Consider the following 17,946-nt stretch of genomic DNA (forward strand, 5'->3'; position numbering starts at 1 on the left):
AAGTTTTTTCTATCCGTAAATTGATCGTTAATCGGATTCCGACAACAGGGAATCAAGCACGCGCCTTATCCTGTCCCCTGTCCTGCCGTCCGGGTTGCCGCACCACTTTTCCAAAAGACGCTGCGAGGTTTGGGGAAGCTCCCGCCCTTCCTCATGAGACCTTACAGCCAGATCCTTCAGCATGGAGCAGAATTCCTCCTCGGAATGGGCGTAAAGCACCGCGTCATCCATGTCCAGGATATAAGGCTTGAGGGCGGGGTCGGTAATTTCATAAAACCAGGGAACCACCACGGGCTTATCCAGGGCCAGGGCCTCGAACAGGGTGGTGGAATTGAAGCTGGCGACAACGGACGCCTGGCTCAGCATGTCCAGAAGGTCTCCGCCCTCGGCCAAATGCAGATTGGGCGGAAAGTCCGGGTTTTCGCCGAACAAACGCGTCATAAAGCGTTTGGCGTTCTGGTCGCCCTTGGTTTTTATGATGACCTTGATTCCGGGGTTTTCCCTGGCCAGATTCACCAGGGCGTGATGGCAGGCGTTGGAGGCTTTTTCCACATTGAGCTTTTCCAATCCAGCCTGCAGGGTTTCGTAGGAGCCGGGAATTTTGCGGCCCAAAACCGGAAGCCCCGCCTTGGAATTGAAGGAGAAAAACAGGATTGTGGGAGCGTCGGCCTTTTTTCCCGCGCGGACAAGGTCCTCCCGGCGCCAGTGCACCCGGCTCAAGCGGGGCATGCCCACGATCTTTATCCTGTCCGGGTCGAACACGCCGGCTTCGGCCTGGATGCCCGTTTCCATCTCGTTGTAATTGCAGATGGCCGTTCCCTGGAAAGGAATCTTGCGGGTTTTGTAAACGTCCACATAAAAGGGGCGCAGGCCCGGGGTTTTCATGCACTCCTTGTGGAGGGCGATAAAGGGGAGGCCCGATTCGGTGCAGGCGGCGGCCAGTTCCTGTTCGGAGGCGTAGGAAAAATTGCCGGTAAACAGCGCATGAAAATTCAGGGAGGGACGCAGATATTTAAGCACCTCCCCCCAAAAGGCCCGGAGTCTCAGCTTGGCGGCGTTGGCCTTTGCGTCGGCCGTTTTGTAGTTGTTGTCGTCCATGGTCTTGGGCAGAAAAGCCGCAAACACTGCCTTGACCAGCTTGCGGTCCAGGGTAAGGATGCCGTAGCGCTCATACCCTTTGAAACAGGCCATGATGTCTTCGGTATGGCCCGCCTTGGGAAGGTACACGATGTTGACCGGGTTGGCGCCCTCGGCCCTTTGTTCGGTCTCCATGTGGGCGCCGATAAACATCGCCGCGGCCCTGGCCATGTTCATGCGGGCCATTGCTGTGAGGATGGGGCTGGATATTTTTTCTATGGCTCTGTATCTGACAGCCGCGTAATTCATATCAATAACCTAATATTGCGCTTTTCCGGGTGTTTTCCTTAATAAACCGGATAGTTAAACAGTATACATTGGACGAAAGCCATCCCTTCGAATCATGACAAATAAGACTTTAAGTCCAAGTTTTTCTCCGCCATTAGCCTTTCCACCAAAGGATTGATTCTTCGCGCGTAAATCGCCAGGTGCTCCTCCTTGAAAAAGTGTTTCCAGTCTCCCACCACGCCTTTTCGATAATGGCTTTTAGCATCCGCCTGGCCTTGTTTTCTGCCGGAAACCCGTTCAAAACTGGCCGCCTCCACCAGTTGATCGATCAAGGCCTCATCCGCCTTGATTCCGACATAAGTCAAAAAACTGCTTACCACGACGGAAGTGTTCTTCGACAATTCCTCGTACGTCAAAAAATGAATCTCATCCTGATACGAAAGGAGGCAGCGGAGTTCGCTTTCCAGGCGGTCGCAATAAGATTCTATTTGTTCCAGGGCGGGTTCGTCGTTATCCCTGCGTCCTTTTCTTATTTGATGAAAATGAAACGACATGGTCCTGTCGCGAGGGTCTCTCAGGATGCAAATTTTTTTTATGCCCGGATAGAGTTTATCCACAAGATCCAGATGAAACACATATTCCGTGGTTTTATCGCCGGCCAGATTATTGGGGGACGTTCTCATCCTGGCGATGAAAGAATTATACCTTTGGGATATTTGCGCCAGGAACGCGTCTTCGGCCAAGCCGCCCTCTTTTCCGACAAAATCATCAAAATAGCCGTCGTGCTTGTTCTTGAGCACTCTGACAAATCTATCGTGATCGGTTTCCTTCCATGACAGCATGTCAAAAAAATGGCCTTCATGAACCCCTTTAGAAACCCCTGGATGACTGGGGGCGACCGCGACTTGCGGATGGCGGTTAAGCAAATTCGTCACCCAGCTAGTCCCGCTTTTTTGCAGTCCTATTATTAAGAAATCCGGCGGTACGGCTGAAGTCCATTGATCAGGGTAAAGACGCCTGTCCACCTTGTTTTTTACGCTTTGGGCATTTTTTAAGGCCTTTTGCCTGGCCTTGCTTAAAAAACTTCTGGCCAACATCAATTGGCTGCCAGCGCTATTTTCGCCCATAAATGGTCTCCTCGTCTCCCGAGCCGTAATATCCGTGGAGCAATTCCTGGTATTCACGCATGGGAACCACAAAAAACAGCTCCACATGGGGTTTTGGCTTGTCTCCAAGCCTGTAGAAGAGGCTGTTGCGCACATTCAATCCATAAGAATAGTGCTGATAATCAAACACGGCGTTCTGGGACTTCCACATCCCCATAAGATGTTGTTTCTTTTCAATGACATCGGAAATCTCGACGCCCACATTGGGGCATATCATGGAAGTCACCTGATATGCCCAAACCTCCAATTCAGGCAGAGGCCCCAACTGGCCGGCCATGTATAATAATTGGTTGGTCTTTCGATGCGAATCAGGATCCTCCAGGAAAAAAGGGATAAACAGGCAGTCGGGTTTATGTTCATGGATGGCGTCATAGAGTTTTTGCGCCAGCTCCGGTGTGATCGGATACTCCTTGTTGGGGATATCCCAAAAAATGGGATCAATATTCCCAACCGTCTTCCAGACCTTGCAGGCTTCTTGTTTTCTTACGGCGGGGACGTCTTCCGGCTTTATTCCCGGAGAAAAATTCATGCCGTCGGAAACATAAATGGGAATCAAAGTCTTGCCGTCTTCCTGGGCATGCAAAATCAGCCCCCCGCATCCAATAATCGCATCATCCTGGTGAGGAGCAATAAAAAGAAGCCGGTCGCCTTCCGGGCATCTGACAAAATCCGTCTTGATGGGCCGGATAAACCTGCGGGTTTCCAAGACCCGCAACATCAGATCCATGTCCGTTGTTCTTTGGAGCAGCGCTTTCAGGGCGGCGCCTTTTTCCTCCACTGTATACACCGGCTTTTTGGGGCCTTTGTTTAAGGTGTATTGAATTTTTCCTTTTACTTTCCGGTAAAGATCTCCAAGGCGTGAGCGCGCTGAGTTTACCGCAAGCCTTGGCGTCAAGTCGCAAGCCAAAAGGAGCATGGTGAAATACTGTCCGGCGCTTGAAACCAGGGGGTCTTTCAACATGATTTTCGCAATGTGCCCGTAACGGCCCCACAGCCCGAATTTTCTATGGGTCGTCGCAATGGGGTCATCCGGGTTCCTCGTTTTAAAAGATTCATTTTGCCAGCATTTATACATGAGTTCTCTATCAACGGACGAAAAGCGATATTTCATGGCCAAAATGGCTAAAAAGGGCCTCTCCATATTCCGGGTGAATGAATAACGCAAGTTCAAATCCGCTATCCACTCTCTGCGCCATAAGCCAAGAATAAAAAAATTGTACTTGAGGCGTTTATACTTCGGCTGAAACGCGATAATACGATACACAAGTTCTCGTCTGGACAGGTTATAAGGGGCTTTCCGCCCCGTAAAATCCTGGACGGCCAGCCGTTTTCCTTCCACGGACTCCCGAACGACGCTTGGCAAGCTTACCACTGCGTCCGGCTTGTTTTCCAAATCTTTGACAAGTACAGACGCAAACTCCGGAAAATAGTGGTCATCACTTGCGGCCCAGAAAAAAAAGACCCCGGTCGCCCTGTTGCACACCAAGCGAAAATTTTCACTGGCGCCGACATTGACGTCGTTCCGAAAAATCCGGATGCGTTCGTCCTTCTGTGCGTACTCCTTGCACAGTTCATAGGTTCCATCGTCAGAGCAATTGTCGGAAACAATGATTTCCAAATTGTCATAATCCTGATTAATCAAGGAATCAAGGGTCCTGCCGATGGTTTTGACGGCGTTATAAACGGGAACGCCAACGGAAACCAAGGGGTGTGCATCATTCCTTAACCTGTTTGCACTACTCAAGATATTGCCCTCCTCGGGCCGCTCTCTTCAAAAATGCATTGGGCCGGCACGTGACGCGGTTTTTCACATCCCCTTCATTAAAGGGAAAATCCGGGAGATCCCTGGTGGTCATGTCCCTCACGCCGCCGCAGTTGAGAGATCATAAACATGATCCGCTTTTTTGATGGTAGACAACCTGTGGGCGATGACCAACAGTGTTCTATGCCCTGCAAGGTCCTCCATAGCAGCGGTGATTTCCGCCTCGGTTTCTCCGTCCAGAGCGCTGGTGGCTTCGTCAAAGATGAACAAATCCGGATTGCGGATGATCACCCTTGCGATGACAACGCGCTGCTTCTGTCCGCCCGATAATTTTGCGCCCCGGTCGCCTACTATTGTGTCGTAGCCTTGCGGCAAAGTGGTTATAAAATCATGGATTCGAGCAACCCGAGCGGCCTGGATAACCTCATCTTTAGAGGCCCCCGGACGGCCGGCAAGAATGTTCTCCCGAATGCTCACATTGAAGATCACCGGTTCCTGCCCTACGTAGCCTACTCTTTCCCGCCATGTACTCAAGGAGTAATCCGACAAGTCCTTACCGTCAACCGTAATCCGTCCTTCCTGGGGGTGATAGAGACCCAAAAGCAAATCGGCGATGGTGGATTTTCCGGCGCCGGACGGCCCGATAACGGCGGTCATTTTATTCTTTGGAATTTCCATGGAAAAATCCTTTAAAACCGGATTGCCGGTCCGATAGGAAAAGCCCACACGCTCCAGCTTAATTCCTTGTTCCAGACTCCGGAAGGATTCTCCCCGGACCAGCACCTCCATTTCCTCCGGATGATGAATGGCTTCATGGATTAGAAACATGCCGGGCATCATGGAGGCGAACTTCATTCTTTGAGCCAGCACAAAGGAAACGCAACTGAACATCTTTTGCCCGGCAATGACAAAGAAACCCATCTTCGCCAGCACTTCCGTGGTCTGAGTCGCACCGGTTAAATGAACGTATCCGAACACGGACACCACGCCGGTGACCGCCAGTATTTCAATAATGTTTTCAGGCAGGTGATTCACGACGGCGAATGCCGTATTAATGCGGCGGTATCGGGCCATTATTTCCTTTAACAAGGATTTATACCGCTCTTCCATGCCAAGGGCCTTAACCTCTTTGACGGCGCCAAGACTTTCCACGCCTATGGAATTGGTTTTCTGGTCAAGCTCCAGCCGTTTTTTTCCAAATCGGATGGAATAGGTCGTGATCAGTTTGTTGATGGAGACAAAAATGGTTGCCACAACAACGGCAAGCCACAAGGTGACCACCCAGTCGGACGCCACAAGTATCAGGGCGATGGCGATGCATAAGATTAGCTTGGTGACAAGCTGCAATAATATCAAAAATGAGAAAGCCACTTGCCGGGGCTCGACAATGGCGTTATGCAACATAACCCCCTGCTTGGACTCCAGGACCTGGGAGTAATGCATCCGAAGATATTGATAAAGCAGTTTGGCGGACCATATTTCCCGCAGCTTGAACGTAAAATGGGCGTTCAGCCCCCGAAGGTATGCGGCAAGTATGTTCTTGAACCAAAAAGCAGCCAGCAAAGCCCCCAGGAGGATAATCATTTTGTGTTCCTGGGGGAAAACAGCCAGAACGTTGTCAAACGCGCCCATGGCCCCGCTCTGGGAGGACTCGGAGCTCATGAGATGGGATAGCACCGGCAGGATCATTCCCAGGCCCAAGGCCTCGAAAAAGGCGGCCAGAACCATCACCACCAGAATAAAAAAGCCCATTTTGCGGTGTCCGGCGGTCAAATCATTGATGATCGCCAGTGTATTTTTCTTTGTTTTCATATGCTTTCGGGGGCGCCCTCGCTTAGTGTTCATTTTTTGAACACAAGAAGATTGTTCACATCGCATGCGAGAAGTCAAGGGAAAAAAGTGAAACGGGGCCGAAGCGCCGGTTTTATGAAAAGCCTTAGATTTATATGAAAAACGATTAGTTAATGAAAGACGGACAAATCGCCGTCCTCGCCTGCGGCCGAAGCATGGATGTCCGCCGGGTGCAGAGCAAGCGCAGGAGCAATGGTTTCTTGGAAAGCAGGGATCACAACGCGCTTGTCCGGGCGTTTTCCGTAATAAACCGGACGTGGTCGCCCAGGACGTCCCGCTCGTAGTCCCCGTTGTATACAAGGCGCGCAAGCAGGGCTTTGACGTGTTCTTCGGTGTAGGGCCTGGAGAGGGGATCTTCCGCCAACTTTTTGAGCGCGTCGAAAAGCTCCTGGGGATTATTAACGCTCCAGCAGGCGCCGTGCTCTTCCACAAGCATGTCGTATTCGCAGAAATATTTGGGGAACAACAAGGTTTTGCCCTGCAAAAACACGTCGATGAGGATGCTGGACGTGGTGCCGAAGGCCACGTCGGCCCACCGGATAAGCTCTAGAGAGTCCACGTCCGTCACCACTCTGGCGTGTTTGGCCAGTTGCTTGTAGCCCAGGCGGTTGGCTCGGGTATGGGGTTTGATGATAAGGTTGACAAAAGGAAGATTGGCCGCGCCCTTGATGGTTTGAACGGTCAAATCCTCGTCCATGCCCCAGGTGATGGGCCGGTCGAAATACAGGACGTTCAGCTTGCCGGGCTCCTTTTTCTCCCGGGAAATGGTGCGGGGGACGATTTCGTCCAGGACCGGCTTCCATTCCCGGCAAAACCGGGGAATGCCCATGGCCGCCATTTTTTCCCGGGGGCCGCCCATCTTGGCGGTCAGGTCCAGGCGCAAATCGTGCTGCATGGAGTAATGGTCGTAATCCGGGAACTCGTAATCCTTGAAATCCTTCATCTTGCCCACCCGGTCGGCGTACATCATGGCGCCGGGGGGGATGGCGAAGGTGGGGACTCCCAACTCTTTGGCCGCGGAAAACAAAGCGCCTGTGATGTATTGGCGTTCCTTGGCGAAGTCAAACACCACGGCCGAGGCGTTCAGGCGTTTCAAAAGGCCCCGCGCCCAGTCATGGTTGAAATATTTTTGCACGGACAGGTCTTTGTACAGATAATTGTGCAGATATTTTTCGTAAGCCTTCTCCGCCTTGTTCAGGACGGCGCCCGCCCTGCCCTGTTGGGGCTCGGCGAGAGCGCGGTGGCTTCCGCAAATGGCGCGGGCCAGGACCTTGCGGGCCAGGCCGGGTTTGTATGCGTCGTAGATGTAACGGATGTCGGCGTTGCAGCGGTTTTTCAGGTAGAGCAGCCGCAAGTCCTTGTGGATGTTGTAATCCGGGTTTTGACACAAAACCATAACCTCATGCCCGCCTTCTTTTTGGAACTTGTAGATGAGCGGTGCGAAATGGTCTATGTCGTTGAATCTGCGTATTATAAATAAAATCATAGGACTATTTTCAAAACCCATTTTACTGATTTTGCTCCCACCAGTCGCCGATGAGCTTGGAGGCGAATTCCACGGACTGCTCGTCCCGCACTTCGATGGGGCTGTATATATTTTTGACTTCCACCACGCCCACTTTTTCGCCCAGCTTTCTGCCGTTGCGCACGAAATGGGGATAGGTGACGCACCCCAGGCCCATTAGGTTGATGAGCAAGGGGGATTTTTTCAGGACGCGGGGCATGAAGCCCTCTCCGATGGACCGGGTGTCCTGGTTATCTTTCAGCCAGGAAGTGCGGTATTCGGCCCGGACCGGAATCACGCTGTCCAGGCCTTCGTTCACCAGCTTTTCGATCATCTTGTCGATGAAGTCTTTCCGGCGGAAGGGATAGGTGATTTCCAGGATGACCAGGATGTCGGGAATCTCCCCGGCGTCTTCCAATTGCTGGAGCGAATACTGCAGGACCATGCTCAGGTCCACGTGATCCAGGGACAAATCCGCAGGCCGGATGAACGGAGTCTGGGCGCCCGCCTCTCTAGCCTTGGCTGCAAGCTCCTCGCTGTCCGCCGAAACCACTACCCGGTTTATGTATTGCGACTGTAAGGCCCTTTGAACCGTGTATTCCAAGAGCGACTTGCCGCCGCAATCCGGCACGTCGTCCTTGACCGGAATGAGGGCCACAATGTTTAAATTATGCAGGTCGAGGGGTGCGCTTTTTTGATTTTGCTCCTCGCCGTTTTCCAGGGAGGTGAGAATTTGCACCACGTTCTGGCAGCGCTCCGGGTTTCTGTTCTGGTGGATGCCGTGCCAATGGAACACGCTGGCGGCGGGCTCGTAGACCAGAAAGTAACCCAGGGAGATTATCTGCTTGGCCCAGATGCGGTCTTCGATATTGGTGGCGTCCTCGTCAAAGGGATATTTTTCCCAGAGATCCCGCCTGACGGCGCTATTGGCGTTGTGGAAAAAGGAGTCCTTTTTTTGCACCTTGCGATCCAGGCCGAACACGGTCAGAAGGTCGCGTTTGTCCCAATCCGTGGTGAAGGTCATGGGCTCCTGCCTGCCGTAAACGCCTGCCACGTTTTCCTCTTCAAAGGGCTTGATGAGGTTTTCCAGCCAGGATGTGTTTGTGGGGATGCAATGGCCGGAAAGGCATACGATGATGTCGCCCTTGCTGGCCTCCACGCCCCGGTTGATGGCCTTCCCCGGCAGGTAGCGGTCGATCTCCACCAACTTGATGGCAAAGGCCTTGGCCTTTTCCACGGTTTTATCGTCGCTCTTGTTATCCACGACGATGACTTCAAAATCCTGATAGGTCTGGGCGAAGACCGCTTTCAAACAGGAAGCGATCCACTTTTCCTCGTTTTTCGTCCTGACTATAATAGAAACCATATTGCCTCACGCGGGCGCGCAGCGCGCCTTATGCGGGAACGTCCGATGCATTGAAATCGGACGCAAACTGCACAATGTGCGGGAATTTAACCCGGTTTTCACAAAAACTCATATTGGATAGGACCGCCTTTTCGTACTGAAGCGCGTCCCGGTAATACTCCAGAAAGATTTTCGCCAGCCTGAAATGGTCCGCAAGGCTGGCGGGGCCGTATACCTTGCGGATTTCCATCAGCAAAGACCGCGCGGCGGCCGCCAGCAGGGCCGGGCCGTTTTTCTCCCCCGAAGCCAGGCGCTGCACCAACAGGTCCTCGTAGGAGGTCAGGGGCGTGTGCTTGGACTCGGTATTAAGGATGGCGCCTTTGTTCAGCTTGGGATCGTGAAAATGGCCTTCAAAGGGCTTGCCCAGAAAGGTGGGCGCCAGCAACTGGTCAGAGAACTCCATGTCCAGAAAATCGGCGATTTTCTTCATGGCCTCTTTGGGCATAGCCTTGATGTCGGCCAGTTCGATGAACAAAAAGTTCGGGTGGCCGTTGTATTTTTCAAAAACTTCCCGAGCCAGCTTGATTTCCCAGAACAGCCTGCGGCAACGCTCCTGGGTTTCCACCGCGCCGCAATGGAACTTTTTGATGAACTTGTTCCGCTGGGAGCTGTACCGGGTTTGAGCCGGACGCAGCAGATAGATGAACTTGGATCTTTCGATCAAATCCTTGTCGCGCCAGTCAAAGCCTTTTGTCATGCACTTGAGGGCGTAATATCTGGGGCTTTGGCCTTCGGGTGTAAACCCGGCCTCGTAACCCCGGAACACGGCGTTTAAAAAGCCCTCGCCGGTGAGCATGCCCGTCGCATTTTCATGCAGCGCCCTTGAAAAGGCGTCGTGATCCACCAGCCCCTGGGTGGAGATGGAGGAATAATAGGTGGTGAACGAATCGTGGACGAAGCGGTCCAGGATGGGCGTGAACTCCTTCAGCAAAGGCCGGCTTCCGGCCGTCTGGTTATCATTGGCGATCCGGTTGAAAAACTCGGCGAAATAGCGCCATTCAAAGGGCCAGACCAGGGCGTCGGGATGGCCGTCCAACAAAGAGGCCAGCAGAGTGGTGCCGCTGCGGGCGGGGCCGGCTATAAACAGCCATTGTCGTTGATCGGATTGCATGGCGCCTACTTTCCTCCAAACACCTTGAAATCCTTCATGAGGCCGTTGATTTTCGCCTGCCAGGCCAGGGCGGCGGCGTGATCGACCTCCGTCATTCTGTCCACCCAATGCTTGCCCAGTTCGGCCAAATCGATGTTATCCTGTTTGGCCAGTTCGGGTCCGAACTCCGAATTTTCCAAAAGCAATTCAAAGGCGCGGGACCCCGGCGTGGGCTTGAGGATGGTGCATCCGATGCGGTCCAGCCCGCCCAGATCGGCCATTTGCTGAACCAGGTTGTAAGTCCCTTGCATGCTTTTTTCCGTCTCGCCGGGCAGGCCCAGGATAAAGCTGGGGAAATACTTGATGCCCGCTTCCTTAAGAAGGGTGGCGGCGTTCAGGGAAATCCTGGGAGTCTGGCCTTTGAAGCATTTTTTCAGGATTTCCGTGTCTCCGGATTCCACGCCCAGGAACACTTCCTCCACGTTCAGCTTTTTCAGGTAGGTCAACACCTCCGGCTTGATGCCCGTAACCCGGCTGTAGACGAAAAAGGCCAGGTCATCCAGTTTTTTGGGCCGGGAGTCCACAAACTCCTTGAACCACGCAAAGTTGTTCAGGTTGTCGTCGCTGATATCCCATATGCAATTGGCGCCGTAGTTGTCGTAAAGATCCTCGATCTCCTCCCAGATGGCCTTGATGGGGCGAAACCGCACCCCTTTTTCCAGCCGGGCGCAAAAGATGCAGCCGCCGGTTTTATCCCGCCAGGAGCAGCCCTTGGAGGAGTATATGGAAGCCTGGCGCATGTTGGGCCTGTCCGGATAGGCTTCGCGGAAATTTCTGATATACAGGTCAAAGTCAATGAACTCCCGGGACGGATTAGGGAGCTCCTGCAGGGTGTTCTCCTTGATTTGACTGTTTACGAAAACGCCGCCCTCATGCCTGAAAACCAGGTTGGGGATGTCAACGGGCGCGCCGTTCTTGTTTTCCACCAGCCGCTTGATCAGATCCAGGAAGGGAAATTCGGCTTCGTACCGGATAATGTAGTCAAAGCAATCCTGGTTTGCGGCGATGTTTTCGGCAAGCACCGAAGGATGGGGGCCGCCCAAAATGGTGGTGCAGCCGTGCTTTTTTGCGGCTTTGGCGTAAGTGACGCACGTGGGGTAGTTGAACGTAGTCGCGTAAAAGCCCACCACGTCGTAGGCGGCCAGATCGGCCGGGTCGATGGGAGTCACATCCTCGTCCAGGACGACGATTTCCACGCTGTCCTTCAGTTCCTGCTTGATCAGGGTGGCGATTGAAAGGATGCCCAGCGGGACGTACATGCCCTTGCGGGAGTGTTTTGTCTCGCTGACGTTCATAGGATTGCAAATGGCTACTTTCATGCTTCCTCTGCTTGCAGGCTCATTAAAAGTTCTGCAAATTTAAAATCGATTTCCGTGTTGATATCCACGGCTTCCAGTTCGCTGACAACCACGGCCCTGGAGTCGGCGCCCAGGCAATGGCCCGTTAACTCGGGGGCGTCCAGCAGGCGGCGATGGCGCATGTACAGGCCGCCGGTGAGAAAAAAGGCCTTTTCCCGCTTTTGACGGGGGCTGGTGATGGCGCCTTCGGGGATGGGGCTGAAATTTTCCAGGGACAAGTCCTCTTTCACCCGTTTGGCGATGTAGGGATGCCCCTTGGTGATTTCCGAGACCGAGGTCACGCTGTCGCATCCGTGCTCCAGCCAGGTTTCCACGGCCTTGTCGATGGACTCGGTGGACAGGAAAGGGCATGTGGGCTGGAGGGAGAGTATGCCCTCGTACCGATCGCCCAAATCGTCGAAAAACATCATGGCGTGTTTGGAAACGCCGGGCAGCAGGGAGAATTCCCTGGCCAGTTCGCCGGGACGCACAAAGGGAACATCCATGCCCAGCGACTGCCCCACTTTGGCGATTTCCTCATCATCCGTGGACAAGATCAGCTTATCAATATACTTGGACTTGCTTGCCGCCTGATGCACGTGCGCAATTAATGGAGCGCCGCCTAAAAGCCGGATGTTTTTCCGGGGTACGCCTTTGGAGCCTCCCCTTGCAGGTATTAAAGCCAAAATTCTGGGTCTCATCTAAATATCCGCTCCATGAAAACTAATGGGAATTCCTTATCCGCTTTATTCGGCCTCGCGTTGAAGGCTTAGGGGCTTGCCTCCTGCAAAGGGGCCGTAATGCTTTTCGTAGCATTCAGCCGCGCCCATGATGCCGTCAAAGGGCATGGGCGCATCAGCCCCTGACACGCGGACCTTGCCCGGTTTGGCGCCTTTAATACTCCTGCCGTGCAAAAGCCTCCGGCCCAGGGGGAGCAAAGGTTTTGGCGTAATCTTGCGAAGCAGCGGAATAATTCCGCTTTCGGTTTTGCCGCCGAGCATTTCCTTTTGAATCCTGTCAGCGTACTCCTGGTATTCCGTGAGTCCGTGGCCGAGATAAGTCCGCAGATCCTTCATCAGAGAGGCGCCTATGGCTTCCTTGGACATTTCTATCCCGTCAAGCTCTTCGGATAACAATTCATGCTTCACTTTCAGGATCGTATCCAAAATGGTGTTGTTGACCAAAATGAGGTCAGGATAAGGGCTGTAGTGAAAAGAGCCTTTGAACTCGGGCAGTTGGTTCAGGTAGTCCCGCAAACGGTCGGGATTTTGCCTGCCGCCGGAGCCGTAGGAGTACACGCCCTTGCCGCTGACAGCCAGGGGGGTCAGGATTCTGGCGAACTTTTGGGAGTTGGCCAGATGCACAAACCCTGAGGATATGTCGGGCGCCCACATGAAAAAGTTACAGCCGTATTTCGCCCGGATTTTCTTTAAGAATGACCGGCTGATGCATGCCGTGGGAAAGGTGGGGTTTCTCAGGCGAAAGGCCTGAAAGTTATTCACCAGCTGCTTTTGCGAGTCCAAGATCCTGATGGAGTTCACGGGTTTTTCCGGCGCAACCAGCACGTTTTTCATGCCGTCCAGCCTGCCGCCATAAAAATAGTGGACCACCCTGTACGAAAACAGATCAATGTCCGGGTGGGCGTCAATGGCTTGGTCCAGGTATTCCAGGCAGTATGAAAGCACGGCGTCGTCATCGGCCAAAAAAAGCACCCAATCGCTTTCTATCTGGTCCAGAATCCAATCCCAATGGTCGCTCATGCACAAGGTGTCGTCGCGTTTGATGTAGCGAATGCGGGGATCGTCAAAGCTCTTGACGACCTTCTCGGTATCGTCCGTGGAGCCGTTATTGCTGACCACCACTTCGTAGTCGTCAAAGGTCTGGTTGAGCGCGGATCGGAGCGCATTGCCCAAAATTCCGCAACGATTATACGTAGGTAATATCAAGGAAAACCTCATGCCCGCCCTTTCACTTTCAAGATAATGCCTGACCCGTTTGGGTTGCCGTGCGCATATTTTGCCGGGGACCGCATATCAATTACTTCTTCATCTTTTGGAGTTGTAAATATTGTATTGAACTCAGGGAGTTATGCATGGAGCTCAAATCTGTCCATATACCTGAGCCCGAGATTCTTCATCCCTTCCCCCCTGGCGGGGGGAAGGGCGCTTTTTAACAGTCGGCTTTGGTGTTTAACTCTCCATAGTTTACTGCAATCTCTTGAATATGTGCAAAAAAGTTGATTCCCGAAAGATGCGCTACTTCCTGGACCCGATCCGTTGGATGGGATTTCCGGCGTAAATGCCGTATGGTTCGATTTCGCCCCGGACCAGGGACATGGCGCCGATCACTGCGCCCTTGCCTATCCTGGCGCCGTCCAGAATCACGCACCCGGCCCCGATCCAGACGTCGTCTTCGATGACGACGCCGCCGCGGGACTCCATGAATCCCTGATCCGCAATGCATCTTTCCGGGTCTTTGTATTCATGGTTGGCGGCCGCCAGGGTGCAATTGGCGGCGATCAGCACGCGGCTTCCTATGGAAACCCCATTGCCCGAATACACGACCACGCCGGAGTTGACGTAGGAATCATCGCCTATCGCCACGTCGCCCAGGCCGCCGGCGAACTTGATTTTCACAAAGGAGTCGATCATGGTTCTTTCGCCGATGACCACGCGGCTTCCCCGGACCGAATCCTCAATGTCCGCCAGACTGGAAATTTTTGCGCTTTCATGAATGATCTTCATAAGCCGCTTATTCCTTACACCACCTTGACCTGGGGTATGGGCAGGACGAATCGTCCGCCCCACGCCTGAATGCCCTTTTCCTGCTCCATGATTTCCGCAGCCAGGTTCCAGGGCAATACAATCAGATAGTCCGGTTTTTCCTCTTGGATGAACGAGGGCGCTGCAACCGGAATATGGCTGGCTGGCAGGTGCTTCCCCTGTTTGTACGGGGAGGCGTCCGCCGCAAAGGCAATGAGGTCGCTTTTGACGCCGCAAAAGTTCAGCAGGGTGTTGCCCTTGGCCGCCGCGCCGTAAGCGGCGACTTTCTTGCCTTGTTTTTTGGCCTGGACAAGGAACTCCAGCAAATCCAGCTTGATGTTTTCCGCAGCCTTTGGCAACCGGGTGTAATATTCCAGGGTCCGCATGCCCTCGGATTCTTCCCTGGCCAGCAGTTTTTCCACATTTTCGGAGATCGGACGCCCCGCCCCTTCATGGCCTGCGTAAATCCTGAGGGAGCCGCCGTGGGTGGGCAGTTCCTCCACATCGTACAGGACCAGCCCGTGGGCCTTGAAGATTTCCCGGACCGTGTAGAAGGACAGGTAGGAAAAATGCTCGTGATAAATAGTGTCGAACTGATTCTGGGCCACAAGCTGCATAAGGTGCGGGAATTCCATGGTGATGGTTCCCGAATCCTTGAGGGCGATCTTGAGGCCTTCCACAAAATCGTTGATGTCCGGTACATGGGCCAGGACATTGTTCCCAAGCAACAGGTCGGCCTGCTTGCCCTGGGCTTTCAGGTCTTTGGCCAGACTTTCGCCAAAAAACTCGCACAAAACCGGAACGCCTTTTTCCCTGGCTGCTGCGGCCGTGCCTTCCGTGGGCTCTATGCCCAAACAAGGGATCTGCTTTTCCACAAAATACTGGAGCAGATAGCCGTCGTTGGAGGCGACCTCCACCACGCGGCTGCCGGCGTTTAGGCCCAGGCGCTTGGTAATCATGTCCGCGTAATTCCGGGCGTGGGCCAGCCAGGTGGATGAAAAGGACGAAAAGTAGACGTAATCGCTGTCGAAAATTTCTTCGCTGGCCTTGTACTCATCGATCTGAACCAAAAAGCAGTTATGGCAGACAAAGAGCTTGAGCGGGAAAAAAGTTTCGGGCATGTTAAGCTGCTCTTCCGTCAAAAAAGCGTTGGACGGAGGGGCGGCGCCCAGATCAATGAATTCATGCTCCAAAGGGGTTTGACAAAAACGGCATTTCATAAAATCAGTATCCTTAAATCCCCTTAAAATCGCTTGATACGGTCGGCAAGGCCAGGTCCTTGTCCGAAATTTCCGTGACCGCCTCGGGCCAGTTTACGCCGATGGACTCGTCGTTGTAGCGAAAGCCGCCTTCGTATTCGGGCGCGTAAAACTGGGTGTGAAAGTAGATCAACTCGCTCTCCGGCCGCAGGGTTTGAAAGCCGTGGGCGAAGCCCTTGGGCAGAAACATGGCCCGGTTGTTTTCCGGGCTGAGCCTTTGGCCGAACCATTGCAAAAAGGTTTCGGAGCCTTGCCTTAAGTCCACGGCCACGTCGAAAACCTCGCCCCGCAGGCAGCGGATGATTTTATCCTCCCCATAAGGCGGGTTTTGAAAATGCAGGCCCCGGAGCGCCCCTTTATTGACCGTGACCGAATGATTCACCTGCGCGATTTCGTCCTGCAGGCCGATTTCGGCCAGCTCCTTTTTGCAGAACAGGCGCGAAAAGCGGCCCCGATGGTCCGCAAAGGGCTCCAGCTCAATGACCCACAGGCCGTTTATGGGGGTGGGATGAAACTTCATAATTCGCCCTGGACGTATTCCCTGATCTGCTTGATTGTAAAATCCAGCGGGGATTGATCCCCGGCCAGAAAATTTGCGTACCATTGTGCGGTCAGCTTCAAAGATTGGCTGATGTCCAATCTGGGCTTCCACCCGAGGTCCAGCCTGGCTTTGGAGGAATCCAGCCTTAAAAAAATGCTTTCCCTGGGATGGCCGCCTTCGCTGCCGGTCCAGCCGGGCTCATGCCCCATGGCGTCCAGAAAGCGGTTCAGAATCCAGGCCACGGGTTGGCAGTCTTCCAGGCTGGGGCCGAAGTTCCATGCGCCTGTGTATGGGGCGCCCTGCTCGTAAAGATTCCGGGCCAGCATCAAATAGCCGCGCAAGGGCTCCAGAACGTGCTGCCACGGCCTGACCGCGCCCGGGCTGCGCACTTCCACGGGCGCCTGGGCCTGGGCCGCCCGCACGGCGTCGGGGATGAGCCGGTCTTTGGCGAAGTCGCCCCCGCCGATGACGTTGCCCGCCCGCACCGTGGCCAGAGCCGCGGCGCCCGGGGCGTCAAAGTAGGATTTGGCGTAAGATTGGCTGACCAGTTCGGCGCAAGCCTTGGACCCGGCGTAAGGGTCGTGGCCGCCCAAGCGGTCGTTTTCGCGATATCCCCAATGCCATTCCTTGTTTTCGTAGCACTTGTCCGTGGTCACGTTGACCACGGCGCGGACCGCGTCTACGCTTCTGACGGCCTCCAGCAGGTTGACCGTGCCCATGACATTGGTGGAAAAGGTTCCTACGGGATCGGAATACCCCTCCCGCACAAGGCTTTGGGCGGCCATGTGAATGACGATGTCCGGCTGGAATTCCTTCATGTTCTTTGTCAGGGCGGCCAAATCCCGCACGTCGCCGGTCACGCATTGCATGCGGTTTTCCAACCCGGCCAGGGAAAACAGGCTGGGCTCGGTAGGCGGCGCCAGGGCGTAGCCCATGACCTGGGCCCCGGCCTCCAGGAGCCAAAGGCTTAGCCACGCGCCTTTAAAGCCCGTGTGTCCGGTGAGGAATATGCGTTTGTTTTTATAAAACCGATCCGTCATGGGTTTTCCTTAGTTTGGTCGCAGTCCCAAACCTTCCAAGGGGATTCGTTGCGATCCCAAAGCCCATTAAGATAATCCATGTCCCGCAGGGTGTCCATGCAGGCCCAGAATCCCGGGTGGCGATAGACCATGAGCTCGCCTTCTTCCGCCAGGCGCTCCAGGGGGCCGTATTCAAAGTCGCAGTCGTCTTCGGCGGTCAGGTAATCGAAGACCTTGCGGTTGCACACAAAAAAGCCGCCGTTGATCAGGCCTTCGGAAGCGTCGGGCTTTTCCTGGAACGAAACCACCTGGTTTCCGTCCAGCTTCAACTCGCCGAAGCGTTTCGCCGGGCTTACGCCGGTCAGGGTGACGGCCTTGCCGTGGCTTTTGTGAAAGTCCAGGAGGTCCTTGATGTTTACATCGCTCACGCCGTCGCCGTAGGTGAGCATAAACGTATCCCCCTGGATGTATTTTTGGATCTTCTTGATCCGGCCGCCCTTGAGGGTTTTGGCGCCCGTGTTGCTCAGGGTGATGCGCCAACCCGCCTCTTCGTGGCAGTCATGGATGAGCATGTTTTCGGGCTTGCCCAACTCCAGGGTGACGTCGTTGTTCACCCATTCGTAGTGGCAAAAGTATTCCTTGATCATTTCGCCCTTGTACCCCAAAGCCAGGACGAAATCGTTCAGGCCGTAATGGGAATATATCTTCATGATATGCCACAGGATGGGACGGGCGCCGATGTTCACCATGGGTTTAGGGCGGAATTCCGTTTCCTCCCTTAACCGGGTTCCAAGTCCGCCGCACAGGATGACAACTTGCATGCAG

General features: G+C 54.0%; 15 protein-coding genes. All 15 read right to left on the bottom strand.

Annotated features, from left to right (window positions below; genetic code table 11):
* Window positions 1-27: 27 nt before the first annotated feature.
* Window positions 28-1,386 carry a capsular polysaccharide export protein, LipB/KpsS family gene (locus tag G491_RS0101820; RefSeq protein ID WP_028313367.1) on the bottom strand — a complete coding sequence of 453 codons (1,359 nt, stop codon included), beginning with the start codon at window positions 1,384-1,386 and terminating at the stop codon, window positions 28-30.
* Window positions 1,387-1,478: 92 nt separating this feature from the next.
* The gene (locus G491_RS0101825; RefSeq protein WP_028313368.1) at window positions 1,479-2,492 is read right to left on the bottom strand and encodes a sulfotransferase domain-containing protein; all 1,014 of its coding nucleotides are present in this window, start codon (window positions 2,490-2,492) and stop codon (window positions 1,479-1,481) included.
* The gene (locus tag G491_RS33220) at window positions 2,479-4,275 is read right to left on the bottom strand and encodes a glycosyltransferase (RefSeq protein WP_084511232.1); all 1,797 of its coding nucleotides are present in this window, start codon (window positions 4,273-4,275) and stop codon (window positions 2,479-2,481) included. Before G491_RS33220 ends, G491_RS0101825 begins: the two co-directional genes overlap by 14 nt.
* Before the next feature lie 117 nt (window positions 4,276-4,392).
* The gene (locus tag G491_RS0101840; protein WP_028313369.1) at window positions 4,393-6,105 is read right to left on the bottom strand and encodes an ABC transporter ATP-binding protein; all 1,713 of its coding nucleotides are present in this window, start codon (window positions 6,103-6,105) and stop codon (window positions 4,393-4,395) included.
* Window positions 6,106-6,358: 253 nt separating this feature from the next.
* Window positions 6,359-7,630 (bottom strand): hypothetical protein, encoded by a 1,272-nt coding sequence (locus tag G491_RS0101845; protein WP_028313370.1) that lies wholly within the window; start codon window positions 7,628-7,630, stop codon window positions 6,359-6,361.
* Window positions 7,631-7,652: 22 nt separating this feature from the next.
* Window positions 7,653-9,014, bottom strand: coding sequence for a glycosyltransferase family 2 protein (locus G491_RS29060; protein WP_051326965.1), 1,362 nt, complete (start codon window positions 9,012-9,014; stop codon window positions 7,653-7,655).
* A 28-nt stretch (window positions 9,015-9,042) separates the two neighbouring features.
* On the bottom strand, window positions 9,043-10,164 hold the full coding sequence (locus G491_RS0101855; RefSeq protein WP_028313371.1) for a sulfotransferase: 1,122 nt from the start codon (window positions 10,162-10,164) through the stop codon (window positions 9,043-9,045).
* Between the two features lie 5 nt (window positions 10,165-10,169).
* A complete protein-coding gene (locus G491_RS0101860) occupies window positions 10,170-11,522 on the bottom strand; it encodes a B12-binding domain-containing radical SAM protein (protein WP_028313372.1) in 1,353 nt (450 codons plus the stop codon).
* Window positions 11,519-12,241, bottom strand: coding sequence for an acylneuraminate cytidylyltransferase family protein (locus G491_RS0101865; RefSeq protein WP_028313373.1), 723 nt, complete (start codon window positions 12,239-12,241; stop codon window positions 11,519-11,521). Before G491_RS0101865 ends, G491_RS0101860 begins: the two co-directional genes overlap by 4 nt.
* Window positions 12,242-12,286: 45 nt before the next feature.
* Window positions 12,287-13,486, bottom strand: a complete 1,200-nt coding sequence (locus tag G491_RS0101870) for a glycosyltransferase family A protein (protein WP_169829376.1) — start codon at window positions 13,484-13,486, stop codon at window positions 12,287-12,289.
* A gap of 309 nt (window positions 13,487-13,795) precedes the next feature.
* The gene (locus tag G491_RS0101875) at window positions 13,796-14,284 is read right to left on the bottom strand and encodes an acyltransferase (RefSeq protein WP_028313375.1); all 489 of its coding nucleotides are present in this window, start codon (window positions 14,282-14,284) and stop codon (window positions 13,796-13,798) included.
* Window positions 14,285-14,298: 14 nt separating this feature from the next.
* On the bottom strand, window positions 14,299-15,522 hold the full coding sequence (locus G491_RS0101880; RefSeq protein WP_028313376.1) for a class I SAM-dependent methyltransferase: 1,224 nt from the start codon (window positions 15,520-15,522) through the stop codon (window positions 14,299-14,301).
* 13 nt (window positions 15,523-15,535) lie between these two features.
* Entirely contained in the window at window positions 15,536-16,081 is a 546-nt protein-coding gene (rfbC, locus tag G491_RS0101885; RefSeq protein WP_028313377.1) for a dTDP-4-dehydrorhamnose 3,5-epimerase, read from the bottom strand.
* Entirely contained in the window at window positions 16,078-17,142 is a 1,065-nt protein-coding gene (gene rfbG / locus G491_RS0101890; protein WP_028313378.1) for a CDP-glucose 4,6-dehydratase, read from the bottom strand. The genes rfbC and rfbG overlap by 4 nt, the downstream gene beginning before the upstream one ends.
* Window positions 17,139-17,942, bottom strand: coding sequence for a glucose-1-phosphate cytidylyltransferase (rfbF, locus tag G491_RS0101895; RefSeq protein WP_028313379.1), 804 nt, complete (start codon window positions 17,940-17,942; stop codon window positions 17,139-17,141). The genes rfbG and rfbF overlap by 4 nt, the downstream gene beginning before the upstream one ends.
* Window positions 17,943-17,946 lie beyond the last annotated feature (4 nt).

It is taken from the genome of Desulfatibacillum aliphaticivorans DSM 15576, assembly GCF_000429905.1.
GTDB lineage: Bacteria > Desulfobacterota > Desulfobacteria > Desulfobacterales > Desulfatibacillaceae > Desulfatibacillum > Desulfatibacillum aliphaticivorans.